General features: G+C 52.1%; 21 protein-coding genes and 1 pseudogene. 1 reads left to right on the top strand and 21 read right to left on the bottom strand.

Translation table 11 applies throughout. The annotated features are described in order from the left end of the window. Window positions 1–72 precede the first annotated feature (72 nt). From ACAM29_RS20240 to ACAM29_RS20195, 10 genes are all read right to left on the bottom strand, one after another. Window positions 73–660 (bottom strand): LemA family protein, encoded by a 588-nt coding sequence (locus ACAM29_RS20240; protein ID WP_369625385.1) that lies wholly within the window; start codon window positions 658–660, stop codon window positions 73–75. Window positions 661–716: 56 nt separating this feature from the next. Then, on the bottom strand, window positions 717–986 hold the full coding sequence (locus ACAM29_RS20235) for a hypothetical protein (protein WP_369625384.1): 270 nt from the start codon (window positions 984–986) through the stop codon (window positions 717–719). 235 nt (window positions 987–1,221) lie between these two features. Beyond that, window positions 1,222–2,931 carry a hypothetical protein gene (locus tag ACAM29_RS20230; RefSeq protein WP_369625383.1) on the bottom strand — a complete coding sequence of 570 codons (1,710 nt, stop codon included), beginning with the start codon at window positions 2,929–2,931 and terminating at the stop codon, window positions 1,222–1,224. A gap of 27 nt (window positions 2,932–2,958) precedes the next feature. After that, window positions 2,959–3,597 carry a hypothetical protein gene (locus ACAM29_RS20225; RefSeq protein ID WP_369625382.1) on the bottom strand — a complete coding sequence of 213 codons (639 nt, stop codon included), beginning with the start codon at window positions 3,595–3,597 and terminating at the stop codon, window positions 2,959–2,961. A gap of 7 nt (window positions 3,598–3,604) precedes the next feature. After that, window positions 3,605–3,895 carry a hypothetical protein gene (locus ACAM29_RS20220; protein WP_369625381.1) on the bottom strand — a complete coding sequence of 97 codons (291 nt, stop codon included), beginning with the start codon at window positions 3,893–3,895 and terminating at the stop codon, window positions 3,605–3,607. A gap of 75 nt (window positions 3,896–3,970) precedes the next feature. After that, complete coding sequence (locus ACAM29_RS20215) at window positions 3,971–4,900, bottom strand: hypothetical protein (RefSeq protein ID WP_369625380.1); 930 nt, start codon at window positions 4,898–4,900, stop codon at window positions 3,971–3,973. A gap of 51 nt (window positions 4,901–4,951) precedes the next feature. After that, a complete protein-coding gene (locus tag ACAM29_RS20210) occupies window positions 4,952–5,251 on the bottom strand; it encodes a glutaredoxin domain-containing protein (RefSeq protein WP_369625379.1) in 300 nt (99 codons plus the stop codon). Window positions 5,252–5,389: 138 nt separating this feature from the next. After that, a complete protein-coding gene (locus tag ACAM29_RS20205; protein ID WP_369625378.1) occupies window positions 5,390–5,515 on the bottom strand; it encodes a hypothetical protein in 126 nt (41 codons plus the stop codon). A 41-nt stretch (window positions 5,516–5,556) separates the two neighbouring features. Continuing rightward, complete coding sequence (locus ACAM29_RS20200) at window positions 5,557–6,216, bottom strand: OmpA family protein (RefSeq protein ID WP_369625377.1); 660 nt, start codon at window positions 6,214–6,216, stop codon at window positions 5,557–5,559. A gap of 194 nt (window positions 6,217–6,410) precedes the next feature. Beyond that, a complete protein-coding gene (locus ACAM29_RS20195) occupies window positions 6,411–6,971 on the bottom strand; it encodes a hypothetical protein (protein WP_369625376.1) in 561 nt (186 codons plus the stop codon). Between the two features lie 49 nt (window positions 6,972–7,020). On the opposite strand from ACAM29_RS20195, the pseudogene ACAM29_RS20190 reads away from it, so the two are divergent. Continuing rightward, window positions 7,021–7,611 (top strand): annotated as a pseudogene (locus tag ACAM29_RS20190) (transposase); the annotation flags it as partial. Between the two features lie 11 nt (window positions 7,612–7,622). On the opposite strand, the gene ACAM29_RS20185 reads toward ACAM29_RS20190, so the two are convergent. From ACAM29_RS20185 to ACAM29_RS20135, 11 genes are all read right to left on the bottom strand, one after another. Beyond that, on the bottom strand, window positions 7,623–7,901 hold the full coding sequence (locus ACAM29_RS20185) for a hypothetical protein (RefSeq protein ID WP_369625375.1): 279 nt from the start codon (window positions 7,899–7,901) through the stop codon (window positions 7,623–7,625). Between the two features lie 283 nt (window positions 7,902–8,184). Then, window positions 8,185–8,481: a hypothetical protein gene (locus ACAM29_RS20180; protein ID WP_369625374.1), complete on the bottom strand. Its 297-nt coding sequence runs from the start codon at window positions 8,479–8,481 to the stop codon at window positions 8,185–8,187. A gap of 48 nt (window positions 8,482–8,529) precedes the next feature. Further along, a complete protein-coding gene (locus ACAM29_RS20175) occupies window positions 8,530–9,078 on the bottom strand; it encodes a hypothetical protein (protein WP_369625373.1) in 549 nt (182 codons plus the stop codon). 225 nt (window positions 9,079–9,303) lie between these two features. Beyond that, entirely contained in the window at window positions 9,304–9,453 is a 150-nt protein-coding gene (locus ACAM29_RS20170) for a hypothetical protein (protein ID WP_369625372.1), read from the bottom strand. Between the two features lie 20 nt (window positions 9,454–9,473). Continuing rightward, window positions 9,474–9,734, bottom strand: a complete 261-nt coding sequence (locus ACAM29_RS20165) for a hypothetical protein (RefSeq protein WP_369625371.1) — start codon at window positions 9,732–9,734, stop codon at window positions 9,474–9,476. A gap of 27 nt (window positions 9,735–9,761) precedes the next feature. Next, window positions 9,762–9,968, bottom strand: coding sequence for a hypothetical protein (locus tag ACAM29_RS20160; RefSeq protein ID WP_369625370.1), 207 nt, complete (start codon window positions 9,966–9,968; stop codon window positions 9,762–9,764). Between the two features lie 33 nt (window positions 9,969–10,001). Beyond that, a complete protein-coding gene (locus tag ACAM29_RS20155) occupies window positions 10,002–10,232 on the bottom strand; it encodes a hypothetical protein (protein WP_369625369.1) in 231 nt (76 codons plus the stop codon). 38 nt (window positions 10,233–10,270) lie between these two features. Then, window positions 10,271–10,480 carry a hypothetical protein gene (locus ACAM29_RS20150; RefSeq protein ID WP_369625368.1) on the bottom strand — a complete coding sequence of 70 codons (210 nt, stop codon included), beginning with the start codon at window positions 10,478–10,480 and terminating at the stop codon, window positions 10,271–10,273. Window positions 10,481–10,503: 23 nt separating this feature from the next. After that, a complete protein-coding gene (locus ACAM29_RS20145; RefSeq protein ID WP_369625367.1) occupies window positions 10,504–11,223 on the bottom strand; it encodes a hypothetical protein in 720 nt (239 codons plus the stop codon). Between the two features lie 31 nt (window positions 11,224–11,254). Beyond that, window positions 11,255–11,467 carry a hypothetical protein gene (locus ACAM29_RS20140; RefSeq protein WP_369625366.1) on the bottom strand — a complete coding sequence of 71 codons (213 nt, stop codon included), beginning with the start codon at window positions 11,465–11,467 and terminating at the stop codon, window positions 11,255–11,257. Window positions 11,468–11,495: 28 nt separating this feature from the next. Then, complete coding sequence (locus tag ACAM29_RS20135; RefSeq protein ID WP_369625365.1) at window positions 11,496–11,918, bottom strand: hypothetical protein; 423 nt, start codon at window positions 11,916–11,918, stop codon at window positions 11,496–11,498. Between the last annotated feature and the right edge of the window lie 13 nt (window positions 11,919–11,931).

The following is an 11,931-nucleotide window of genomic DNA, read 5'->3' as shown; positions in this document are numbered from 1 at the left end:
CCAAAGGGGTGGTCTACAACACGCAGGAGGCGTACCACATTTTGTTGCCTTTTGAGGTACGCCTGATATCCATCAAAAGGAGACGCGGGGCGCGTCCTGAATGACTTTCCGATCGGCCATTTCAAGAAGGGCGGCATCATCCGCAAAACCAAACATGCCTGCCACCATGACCGCGGGGAAACTCTGGCGCTTGGTGTTGAACATCTGAACACTGTCGTTATAGGCCTGTCGTGCAAACGCCACCAGGTTCTCAGTATTCACCAGCTCTTCCGAAAGCTGCATCATATTCTGACTGGCTTTTAAATCCGGATAGGCCTCCATCACCATGTTTAATCGACCTAGTGCCGCACCCAACATGCCCTCCGCTTCACCCAATTGAGCCATGACGGCAGGACTGCCTGGATTCTGCTTGGCCATCGTCAACGCCCCCATCGCCTGATTGCGCGCTGAGGTAACCGCTTCAAGCGTTTCCCGTTCATGCTGGAGGTAGCCTTTGGCCGACTCCACAAGATTTGGAATCAGGTCGTAACGGCGTTGAAGTTGTATGTCGATTTGGCTGAACAAGTTTTTATAACGGTTTGCCAATTTAACCAACTGGTTGTACGTGATGATCAGAAAGATCGCCAATAGGGCTACGACACCCACAATTATCCATTCCATCTGAAGAGCCTCTCTTTAATGGTATTCGGATTATTAGGTTGATATATACATTGAAATTAGAAAATGTGACTCTGTGTCTTGGAGTAGCAAAATTGGTTATCACCGACCCGTTGCATAGCTAATGCAGATAAATCATTGTCAGCCAGATGGTTCTCAAACGCCTGCCGCACAAGCTCTGGATTATCCGTGTCAAACGATACGACGATTACTCCACCTTCACCGATTTGCGAGTTTGTGAAGACGGAGCCTTCCCCAGAGATTCCTTTCAGAAGATCAGGAAACGGCCCTGCGTCTCCTCTATTAAAATGTGCTATTACTGTGATCATAATACCTCCAACGGTTTAAACCGGATTTTACTGTTGGCGTCAACCTAATAATCCGAATACCCCTCTTTAATAGAGGAGGGGGGGGTTAACACAGCACAGGCAGCAACGTGCGAGCAAACTGGTTAATCGCAGACTCCAGTTCCATCTTTGTGCCGTTGTTGTCGATTACGTAGTCCGCTTCCGTCATTTGGGGATGCCGTTTTCGTTGCGGGTTTTGATTGCCATCGAACTGTCCTTATCCCACTGCGGGCGTCAGGTGTGTGTTGGCGCCAGGCGCCAGCGGGTCAAATTCATCTGCGCCATCCGCTTGTCGCGGGTTGGCTTGTTCTTTCTTCCACTTGCTCAACGTTGTCCCCTTCGCCTTTGCCCAAGCCTGAAGCTCTTTTTTAACGTCCGGCGTGACTTCGGAAATACCCACATCACCATACTTATCATACCGGTATTCGATCTTACTGAGGTCGGAATCGACAAAATACGTAAGTCCATCGTGGTGCCCCAGACAACGTTTTCGGTCACCCGGGATAGCCGCTTCAGCGAGCATTGAAATGTTCCCGTTGTCCGCCGAGTAATAGGCTTCCGTTTTGCGAATCGCCGAAAGAACTTTATCCAGAACCTGGTCGGCTTTTGCATCGAGATCGACCACACGGGTAATGACTGTCTGTTTCAGCCCCTCATAAACCTCATGGCCCTTGACGGTGAACGACGCATCGAACCCGTCTGGACGATCAATACAACCGCTGCCAAACCATTTGTAGCGCCGCCCTTCGTCATCACGAAAAATGTGCAGAGTAGATTGACCGTACGCGTGGAAAACATTCATCGTTTTAACGGTATACAGTCGCATACGCTTAACGCGACCACCCTCCTCAACCCCGTCTAGGTATTCATTCTTGGTTGCCATGCGCTCGCGCATAGCAGTCAGGTGCTGAAGGTAACTGCCAATGATAGAGGCGGCCAGTCCTGCTTCCTTCTTCAGATCGCACCAGCCATCTTTGATGATGACCGCCACATTGCCCAGATATTGGTTATTCGGATCCTGCTCCGCTCGCTCAGCCATGTAATCCAGTGCTGCCCGGACCTTCTCCCTCAATTGCGGCATCGCGTCATGATAGGCATCCCGCAATTTGCGTATGCCGGGAACACTGTTGCGAGCAAACAGTAGATAATCCGCTTCCTCGACTGTCGCAATTTTGTCGATATCGTCCGCCTGGCTTCTGCTGATATAGCCGTATTTGTCGGCCATAAAAGCAACAGCCGGCAGGTAGTCCATCAGCGCCATGCGGGTACAGGCCGAGTCGGCACTTGGGTCGTCTTCAAGCCACGACTCAGACGCGTTGATAAAAGAGTAAATAGACTCAAGCGCAGTCAGTCGCCGCAGCATCAGATCGTCACCGAGAAAGTCATTCACGCAGCTATTGCCCACCTGCAACCACTCACCGGTATCAACGTTCTGCAGCAACACAAGCTCTTTACGTGCTCGATTCGTTTCGCAGTGATCACAACCCGAACCGCACGTCGTGAATTCCGGAGGCAGTGCATTGTTATCGGATTGAGCAAAGGGTGACATTCTGAACGTGGGCTCAGAGTGCTCCAGCGATTTAACGCCCATGAAGCGCCAGCCCGCCAACACAGGCAAGCTACCTGTCAGTTCGTACTCGGTGCCCTCATAGACCAACGACGGCGTTTCCGAACCCCTAGAGCCAAAGACAAGTCCATGCTCATCAAGCAGCACCGGTTGCAGCACATTGGCCTTACGATCATCGTCGACTTCCTGCGCATTGGAAGATGCAGAAGGTCGCATTAACTTGGCTGAACGCTGACTGCTGATCGCCAGAGGGTCGAGCCCCAGTTTCTCGCAGCGCTTGGCCATCGAGCGGATTTGAGACTGGAAGGCATCATCACGAAAAGATGGCACTACAAAGCGAATGTTGATCTTTTCAGTCATGTTGACGCACTCCCAAGTGAATAATCGTTATACCTTTGCAGTCCGGGCCAAGAGCAGGTCTACCAACAACTGCGACCAGCTCTCCAAACGCTCAAGGCCAGCCAGCTCTTGCAAAGACTTAAAGCCCAGGAAGCGAATGGCCGGGTCACGGGTTGAAATAGCTTCGGTTGCAACAACGACATCCATCGGGATGCCGGCGTGCACCGCATCAACCGCATTGGCATTAAAGATAATGTGCCATTCCACCTCTCGGATTCTGTCGATCCGGTTATCACCAAGCAGTTCAAGCTCTTCCTCAAGCTTGCCAAGCAGTTCAAGCTCTTTCTCAAGCTTGCGCCGTGCAGCGCGTGCAAGCGTGGCATCCAGATCCAACACACCGGTATCCGAATCAAAAACCAAATCCACCAGATCCGTGTGCCAGCCCCAGCCGATACTGAGCTGACCGTGCAAGCCCGCCTCATTACCGGCTGGCAAACGCTCATAGAGCGCATAGCGATCGCCACAGCGAACCGTGGCATAGGTGATCAACTGCCGGTTTGAAGGGTCAGCTTCCAACTTAGCCCGTTGGGCAATAATGACGTCTGCCCCCAGCAGCGGGGCCCATTCGCCCTCAGGATGAAAGGTGGACGCCGGCATCGCCAGGATGTGTTCTTGATGCTTTAACATGACCACCTCAATTCAGAGTCTGGGGAGAATAGTTGAACGCACTGCGCGGTGTGAAATGACTTCCAATGCGACGCTTCTGAGCCAAGAACCACTCCTCCCAATCACCTTCGCACTCCTCATCACAGAATTTGCGCTCTTCCCGTAGGGGGTCGTTGCGCTCGAACCACTCCCCGCAATTGTGGCACCGGCAAATCGGTTTAAGGGCATGCGTACCCGATGCTGAACGTACAGCTTCAATTTTGGCAGCAAGCAGTTGCTCTTCGTTTTTTTGAACAATTTCCAGCGTTCTTTCGTCCATTATACAACCATATGCAGTTTAATCATTTAAAGAAGAGTGCCATGTGTGGAGGTCAACTTCAATGCATTCGAGATTTCATGTGCGCTGGCGCACAACGTCCACCAACCATACTCGCTCGTTATCGGAAAGTTCTGTGTTGCGATCAATCTCAGCGAATATCTCACTATTCGATTCTGCACAATTCAGGAGACCATGAGCGATTGCGAAACGCTCACGCGTCACCACATCGCTCAGCACCGGGATGTTATTCGATCGGGCCAGGACGTGGTAATACTCAACCCATGCCTCGGCCGGCACGTCGCCGCGGCGAATCAGTTCTAGCGCCGGGGATCTATTCGTCACCAACCCGTACAGATTGGCTGCCAGTATCACATCGCGCCAGCCACCCTCTGCAATAAGCTTTTCCAGCAGCGGGCGCACTTCGGTACCAATGAAATGATGTCCTCGGTTCAGCAGGAATCCCCTTATCTCATCCACGGGGTGGTGCTCTATGTGCTTGGCCAGCGCCCGGGTAAAACCGCACAGCTCGCCCTTGCAGGCACTGTCTAGCACCAACAGATCACTCATGGTCAGTGAGTCGTCATGCGCAAGGGCCTGCGTAAACGCTTCAGCATCAAAACCAATGCCAAAAAAATCCGGTTCAATTTTGAAGGTATTCAGCATGTACGGCAGGGTTGCCTCGGTCAACAGATCCTCTTTCCATGCGCCTTCTACATCAAGCATCGCCTTAGTCATTCGTTCAGCCGCTTTGGCAGGGAATGTCGGCACGCGTGAAAACACAATGATCATGCGCGCCGTATTGCGGTCGGAAAGCGGACTGTCATCAAAAGCGGCCTTCACTAAGGGTTCAACATCGACACCAGGGAGGGCAAAGCACATGACAATATCGAAAATATTGCCATCCCTCAGCACTTGCGCGACAACGTCATGTACGTCATCAGGATTATCTATTGCAGCAAGTATCTCGTCTCGGTATCGACCCCGCGAATCAGAATGGTCACACATACGTACACGCCTTCTTAGGCTGCGTGAGTTGCAACACCGTGCGCGGCTATCTTAAAGACTCAGTCCCTCAAGATCCGCGATTGTAATTGTCTCTGTGTGATCGCTCGGATGTGCATCAAAATGAGCCTTCAGCTCATCGTAGCCACCGATCAGCGTAGCTCCGATAATGACCTGGGGTACCGCCTCAACCAGACGATTGAAGCGCTTAAGAAAGCGCGCCTGAAACGCGGCCTTGTCGATATCCTGGCCCACGACGATTTCATCGTAGGACACCCCGTGTGCCTCAAGCAGTGCCTTGGCTTTTACACAGTATGGACAACGCTCTACGCGACTATAGACAACCGTTTTCATTCCCTTTCCTCAAGCGATTTTCCAGATCAGAACCCGCTACTCGACTATTGATAGCTGTTTCACGCGCGGCATATACAGTTTCGGTTTGGCGCGATCTGTTTTGCCATCGCGAACCTCAACCAAGACACCATCCCGCTCCTAGGACCATCCATCGAACATGCGGGCATGCGCTGGAAGGTGCTCATCCGCATAGCGACAAGGAGACGCTTTCATCCGCGATTGACCTTCAGGGGCAACCGCCACCACAACGCCTTCCTTGGTCATGGCGCCTCCAAAATTGACTTTAAGCTTGTTGAGCTGACGTATCAGGCCCGATTACCACGAATTTTGATTTCAACACGGCGATTGGCCGCCCGACCTTGAGCCGTATCGTTACTGGCAATAGGATGACGCGTACCGTAGCCCCGAGAGTCCAGCCGCAAGTGGCTCACTCCGACAGAGTTAAGGTAACGTGAAACGCTCAGTGCGCGGTTTTCTGAAAGACGCTGGTTCAGCTCAAACGAACCTGTGGAGTCAGTAAAACCCTCAACCGCCACCTGTGTGCGATCAAACTTTTTCAATACAACGCCGACCGAATCCAGTACAGGATAGAATGCGGGATCGACACGATCGCTGCCGGTCGGGAATGTAATATTGCCCGGCATAATCAGACGGATGTCATCGCCCATGCGCTCCACACGCACACCAGTGCCTTCCAGCGCATGGCGCAGCTGCATCTCCTGCTGGTCCATGTAGTAGCCGATACCACCACCTACTGCGCCGCCGAGCAATGCACCCGCCAGGGCGCCTTCATTTCGATCACCTTTGCCGGCGGCCGCGGCGCCCAAGATGGCACCGCCCAGAGCCCCAAGGCCTACACCTTTTGCTGCCTGTGAGGTCTTTTCCTGCTGAGTGTACGGATCAAGCGTGGTACAGCCACCTATCATGAGCGTTGCGGCCAGTACGGGAATCATCAGCTTTTTCATAGGGAGCTTCCTTGTTGTCGTGACAGGTTTCGCCGTTGCGATATACCCCAAGGATAGCGAATTTGAGATGGGTGTCAATATATTTGATGCACTCATATATATTTTGCGGTAGCCGCTGGATACTCGGATAGATTCCGCCGGAAGCCCTCCCTGGCCTCGTTTGCAACTCCTAACCGAAGGGCAACTCTGCACCATCACAGGGCCTGATCCATCGTATTTGTAAGCTTGTAGTTCTCAATTTCAAGCTGTATGAACTTCAGTATATAGCCATCAATGCTCTCAATTTTCAGCAAGCACAGATCGACCAAATACCGGAAGTCATCAATCGTGATTCCTGTTGTCTTGCGAAAGAGGTCATGCTTGGTTTCGATCAGCACCTGCTCCATGTTTTCTTCCGTTGCATCGGTCAGGTACATGAAGATCGGTATGCGTGATAGTAGCGTTCGCAGCAGTTCTCGCACTTTCTCCCGCTCGCTCTTCAGTTCCTTTTCGGCCTTATCGAGGTCCTTGTCTTTTTTCTTCTGCTCTTTGGGTGTCGGCGCGTCCTTCGTCTCCAAGTCCTTCACCTTCTTGTCGTTCACGTCCAGATCAATCACATTGGCATCGGAGTCCTGCATGTCCTTATCCGAGGCGCCGTTGTATTTGCGGAATAATTTAATCCGATCGAAGATGTCCTGGCAGCGCTGTTGAGACTGAGGTATCGCATTTATCGCCTCAATCGTGTCACGGGTGACAACCACGTTCTTGCGCTCCATAAAGCGACCGCCAAGGCCCTTCGCGTCAATGCCACTGCGGTCAAAGGTCAGCAGTGAGAAAACGGTCCACCAGATCCACCTCTTCGATGAGTCCGAACTGGAAGCCTAGATCGATCAGCTGCGGGATCAGCTCCCGGACGATGTTGAAGTCGCTGAAGATGAGGCGCCTGCTGCCACGTCTGCACCCAAGCGCCGCCAGCGTGGCTTCTCTGATAATCTGCTGCGTGAGCGCATCGAGCTGTGCCTCAGCGATGAGGAAAAAGCTGGGGCAGTGAAAACCTTCTTCACCAAGGTCAAGGAAGAGCTGGAATACATCCCGGCTCAGCTCAAAGTGCTGGAATACTGGCAGGAAAAAGCGGTTTTCGAGGAGAACGGCGACGAGCGTATCGTAGCCGCGGCTCGCCCGACACACCCGCTAGGCAAATGTATCGCCACCCCGACCCTGCTGGCTTACCTGATCACTTCGAAATACGCCGATGGTCTACCGCTGTACCGGCAAGAGCAGATGCTCAAGCGTCTGGGCCATGAGCTGAGCCGCACCAGCATGGCCCACTGGATCATCCGTCTGTATGAAGTGTTCAAACCGCTGATCCACCTGATGCGGGAAGTGCAGAACAGCGCGGCCTACCTGCAGGCTGACTATCTAGCGTCCTAGCGTCTGTACTGCTCTTTGCCGTAGGCTTCACGAGCTACTGTTGCGGGGAAAGCACCCCGCGTACTCTGCATACATACTGCGTAGATCACACCGCCTTCGGTATTGTTGGGCACGGCTTTCAGCCATTCATGTGTAGGCTTTCCCAATGGCCAGTCGTAACCAAACTCACGCACTTTGGCCATAAATTCATCAATGTTGTGATGTCCCTTAGAACCAACGATGTAGGTATTAGTACCCCAGTTTTCGATCTTCAGCGGGTGTTGCTTGGTTGTCATGGCTTGTGTTCCCCTTTCCGTTGTTTCAAAGTATGGTGATGCCCGTGAAACTTGCTGCCGATACAAAGCCTGCGAAAACGGTCATTGCCGCGTTGAGAACGGCACGTTGAGGCTCACCCTTTCGCCAGTCCGAAACCCCGCAAATCAGGCAAAAAATTGCTGCCAAAGCACAAATAATCCCAGTAAACACCCTCTCACCTCCTTCCCGTGGTTTCGTTACACTTCCGCAGAGCCCGACCGGCAGGCCCGGGGAAGTAGGCCGGTATCTGGCCCAATCAAATCATCACATGCTTGGGCTGTGTCCAGCTTTGCCATCCAGTGGCTCCAGCGCAGTTGGCGCTTCTTTTGGATCGTAGAAGGACTCGATATTGTCCTCCTGGCCATCGTCAACCCAATCAGGACAAAGCTTGCGATAACGATCAATTTCTACCAGGCCACATTCTTTGGCGTTTTCTTGAAATTCACGCCAGCTATTCCAAGCAGACTCACCACCAATTGTGATAAAACGGTCGCTTGAGGTAGACCAAAAGCAAAAGCGACAACCTGTTCCTTGATCCCGGATATCAATAAATCGAATCATGGTGAAACTCCTAATCCTTCATCCCCGTGGCTTCATTGCTAAATGTGACTATGCTAACCGAAGCCGTTTTTTTCGGCCGTTATCAATCACAATTACTTCATTAAACTGCCGCTTGACCGGTGACCCTTTCTCGACGCAGCTGACGGAGCCGTAGCATACCAAAACTTGTTCATTTGTCTGAATAACCACCTTATCGCTCCCCAGTAATCCGCCATCGATGATTTCCACACTTTCAGCGAGGCCGCAGGATTTAATGCTTTTTGCCCGATCAGCTTCTTCAGCTGTTCTGAGTTCGGCCCAGCTGCCATAAATGGCTCGTTGAGAAAGCCGGAGCAGAACCATGCTCACCAAGGCAGTACACAGTGGTATGCTCATTCCACGGGCCGCTTCAGATAAGTCCAGAGATAAGAGCTTGAGACTGTAGGTAGCTTCACCAAAAAGGGCCTGGGCAAACAGATCCGCTGGTGTAATAGGCACTTTGCCAAACCAGACCACCATCATCCCTATAATGCCGATTATATGCACCAGAAAAGCAGCAGTTCGCAGGTATGCCGACAATTTATTGTTACCTTGCTCCGCGGTTGATAACGCCATCATGTGCCACTCCTTTCCGTGGTTTCTTGTTTAGATTTCTTTTTCGTCGCCAGTTGCCCAAAAATAGAGCCCTAACGCGGCCAAGCCAACCATTGCTGATCCATTACACCAAAACAAAACTGGCATTTTTTCAGTCGTAGCCAGGTCAAACATGATCGGCATACCACACGCGAATGCCATAACCAGTAGAAGAGTCGACAATTTCATAACCTGCCCCCCCCTTTCCGTTTAAAGTTGGCCCTGGAGACCGTTATGCTTCAGGCCCGCCTCAAACTGCAGCAGAGCCCTTCGCAGCTTTGAGCGGTCCAGATCCTGGCCACGCTGGGAAACAGACCGGCGATACCCTTGGACAAACCGCTTTGCAGTTGAATACTTCATGGACACTCCTTTCCGTTTATTTAAGCCACGCCGTGTACGTTTGGCTTCCCTGATACCCTGGCAAGTACCACACCATCTTTTTCGGCGCCACCGAACCCCAGTTCGCTCTGACGCGCCCCTTCTGCGTCAACTACCTGAAGAGCCGGATCACCAATAGTGACCAGTTCCAAGCGATCCGGACAGGCCGCAAGCGTTCGTTGCAGGCGTTCGATCCATTTTTTCTCGGCCGTTGTCAGTGGCGGAACTCTCAACTCATCTTCGCAAGTAAAATAGACAGGCATGGCGGCATCCCTCTTTCCGTGGTTTCGTTACTGTCCACCTCGATCCAAGCAGGCCCGTAACGAGTGGTCATCCTCCCGCACACCCACATGTTCGATCATTCTCAAGAGAACAGCTCGCGCAAAATCAGGTGCATTAGCTTTGGCATCCTCAATGGAGGTGTAATCAGTAGGATCTGCAAAGTCCAGATAGGTTAGCTGGTAGGTTCTGCCATCATCATTCAGGCAGACCATCATTTCCTTCCCTTCCCTTTCCGTTGCCTTAAGCTTTTATGCCTTGCAGCGTGGTTCGCACATGCAATGATTTAACGGCATGCCATGGTCATTGATCAGACTCAGCGCTTCAGTGCTTGCAACCAGCATCTGGTGGATATCAGACTGGGCTACCGGCACACCACCAGCCCAAGTCGGACGTTTTCCTTTCAACCACTTCAACCGGTTCTCGTGGTGGGCTTTACTTGCAAGACGCTGAGTTTCTGCCATTCGCTGTGCTGCGTTCATAGACTTCCTCTCCGTTTATTCTGGGTGCTATTTAGATCTCAGGGCAGGTTCCGAAGGAACTTGCGGCCCTGTTCAAGCCATTCCTGCACTTCCGAATAGTTGCCCTGATCAAGAGCTGCGAAAACGTGCGCTATACCCGAGACAGCATCCTCTCTGCTGATTACGCCTGCTTTGAAGTCATCGAGGGCATGTCCCAGGAAAGCATCTAAGTTAGAATGATCCCTTTCCGTTAACTGAGGTTTGTGCATTTTTCGTATCCCTTTCCGTTGTTTCACGATTGAATCAGATTATCGACGTACACTTCCCGGCAGGCGGCATCAATGTCAGCTGCGCGCTTGGCTTCGGCCTGGCGCTGGGCTCGGGAATTCCAGTGTGCTCGCATCGCTTCAACCTCGCCCAGCGTGAACACGCGACCTTCTTCCTGCACCCAGTCCCGGTACTGGCGAATATCGTCGTCTTCAAGCCAGTCCTTGATCTCCAGACACGCTTCGCGATCAGCGTCTGAAAGAGCTGCAAGCGCTATCCGCGCTTGCTTGATGCGGTCTTCCTGCTTGCTAAGCCATGCGACGACAGCAATAATCCCCGCAACGCCGCCAGCAACACCAAAAGCAGCCGCAACACCAACAGCAACAGCTCCACCACCAACATCAAAAGCAGCCGCAACACTAAAAGCAACAGCAACACCAACACCAACAGTAACCCCACCACCAGCAGCCGCAACAGCAGCCGCAACAGCAGCAACTACAGCGCCAACTGCACCAACAGCAACACCCGCAACAGCAGCAACAAATTGACCCCACGAGAGCCAGCCCCAATGGGCGTTCCCGGCGATGGCGGTCAAGAACACAATGGCTGCTAGAGCTACCAACATCCATGTGTGAACGTGGAGCCGACGCTCACCCGACACAATCTGTGCCGTCAGCGCTTCACGCTTCTGTAACAGTTCCAGTGCAGACAGCGGCTTTTGGGTGATATCGAGTTGTTCAGCCATGGTTTATGTCCTCACTCTTTCCGTGGTTTCGTTAATTGTTGGTCCATGTAATCAGTGCTTTAAGCCAATATTTACCTTTCAGTTGCCAGATCAGGAGCAGAGCACCCATCGCAAAACATGCAATGGAGAATAGCCACATCAGCTCCTCAAACAGGCCGCCGGGAGCGTTCAGCCCTAAGAAGACCGATACGCAGATTGCAATAACACCAACAGCTGAGACGGTCATTTTTACCCAATCAAGCATCGTCCAATCCCTTTGAGTCCTTCCCGTGTCAATCGACTTGCTCGATGGAGGTAACGGTACCGTCCTCGATCTGCTGTTCAATGAGGGCCCGAGCTTCCCGAAGCGAAGGGGCTGTGACTTCAACCTCTTTATCCCAAACATTCGGGCCAATACCGCCTTCAATGGTAGCGAGAAAGTTTAGGCCCCGGCTCATACCTGTACGTGTTGAGGTCATCATGGTTTGGTGTTCCATTAGATCGTTCATTCCTGTTTGCTCTGACTGAAGACGCCCGCTCAATAATGGCAGGCTGACCATGACTTCAATCAACAAGAAAAGCCCGCCCTTAATGCAATCAATAAAAGGCTGACCAAATTTGACTTGTCGTAAAATCAACCATGCGGCAGCTCCTGTCGTGACCCATAGCAAAGACAGAAAAAGAAACCATGCCCCCAAATCTATTACGTTATCCATTGGCCACCCCTTT

The sequence above is a fragment of the Marinobacterium sp. BA1 genome (assembly GCF_041155135.1).
Lineage (GTDB): Bacteria > Pseudomonadota > Gammaproteobacteria > Pseudomonadales > Balneatricaceae > Marinobacterium > Marinobacterium iners.
The sequence above is the reverse complement of the archived record's forward strand: the minus strand, read 5'-3'. Positions and strand labels throughout refer to the sequence as shown.

Bases quoted from the DNA above. Each gene is read 5' to 3' on its own strand.
- ACAM29_RS20235 (WP_369625384.1), bottom strand. From the start codon at position 986: ATGATCACAGTAATAGCACATTTTAATAGAGGAGACGCAGGGCCGTTT.
- ACAM29_RS20145 (WP_369625367.1), bottom strand. From the start codon at position 11,223: ATGGCTGAACAACTCGATATCACCCAAAAGCCGCTGTCTGCACTGGAA.
- ACAM29_RS20170 (WP_369625372.1), bottom strand. From the start codon at position 9,453: ATGAAGTATTCAACTGCAAAGCGGTTTGTCCAAGGGTATCGCCGGTCT.
- ACAM29_RS20135 (WP_369625365.1), bottom strand. From the start codon at position 11,918: ATGGATAACGTAATAGATTTGGGGGCATGGTTTCTTTTTCTGTCTTTG.
- ACAM29_RS20240 (WP_369625385.1), bottom strand. From the start codon at position 660: ATGGAATGGATAATTGTGGGTGTCGTAGCCCTATTGGCGATCTTTCTG.
- ACAM29_RS20215 (WP_369625380.1), bottom strand. From the start codon at position 4,900: ATGTGTGACCATTCTGATTCGCGGGGTCGATACCGAGACGAGATACTT.
- ACAM29_RS20160 (WP_369625370.1), bottom strand. From the start codon at position 9,968: ATGATGGTCTGCCTGAATGATGATGGCAGAACCTACCAGCTAACCTAT.
- ACAM29_RS20195 (WP_369625376.1), bottom strand. From the start codon at position 6,971: ATGGAGCGCAAGAACGTGGTTGTCACCCGTGACACGATTGAGGCGATA.
- ACAM29_RS20155 (WP_369625369.1), bottom strand. From the start codon at position 10,232: ATGAACGCAGCACAGCGAATGGCAGAAACTCAGCGTCTTGCAAGTAAA.
- ACAM29_RS20230 (WP_369625383.1), bottom strand. From the start codon at position 2,931: ATGACTGAAAAGATCAACATTCGCTTTGTAGTGCCATCTTTTCGTGAT.
- ACAM29_RS20150 (WP_369625368.1), bottom strand. From the start codon at position 10,480: ATGCACAAACCTCAGTTAACGGAAAGGGATCATTCTAACTTAGATGCT.
- ACAM29_RS20220 (WP_369625381.1), bottom strand. From the start codon at position 3,895: ATGGACGAAAGAACGCTGGAAATTGTTCAAAAAAACGAAGAGCAACTG.
- ACAM29_RS20185 (WP_369625375.1), bottom strand. From the start codon at position 7,901: ATGACAACCAAGCAACACCCGCTGAAGATCGAAAACTGGGGTACTAAT.
- ACAM29_RS20210 (WP_369625379.1), bottom strand. From the start codon at position 5,251: ATGAAAACGGTTGTCTATAGTCGCGTAGAGCGTTGTCCATACTGTGTA.
- ACAM29_RS20165 (WP_369625371.1), bottom strand. From the start codon at position 9,734: ATGCCTGTCTATTTTACTTGCGAAGATGAGTTGAGAGTTCCGCCACTG.
- ACAM29_RS20180 (WP_369625374.1), bottom strand. From the start codon at position 8,481: ATGATTCGATTTATTGATATCCGGGATCAAGGAACAGGTTGTCGCTTT.
- ACAM29_RS20140 (WP_369625366.1), bottom strand. From the start codon at position 11,467: ATGCTTGATTGGGTAAAAATGACCGTCTCAGCTGTTGGTGTTATTGCA.
- ACAM29_RS20205 (WP_369625378.1), bottom strand. From the start codon at position 5,515: ATGACCAAGGAAGGCGTTGTGGTGGCGGTTGCCCCTGAAGGTCAATCG.
- ACAM29_RS20225 (WP_369625382.1), bottom strand. From the start codon at position 3,597: ATGTTAAAGCATCAAGAACACATCCTGGCGATGCCGGCGTCCACCTTT.
- ACAM29_RS20175 (WP_369625373.1), bottom strand. From the start codon at position 9,078: ATGATGGCGTTATCAACCGCGGAGCAAGGTAACAATAAATTGTCGGCA.
- ACAM29_RS20200 (WP_369625377.1), bottom strand. From the start codon at position 6,216: ATGAAAAAGCTGATGATTCCCGTACTGGCCGCAACGCTCATGATAGGT.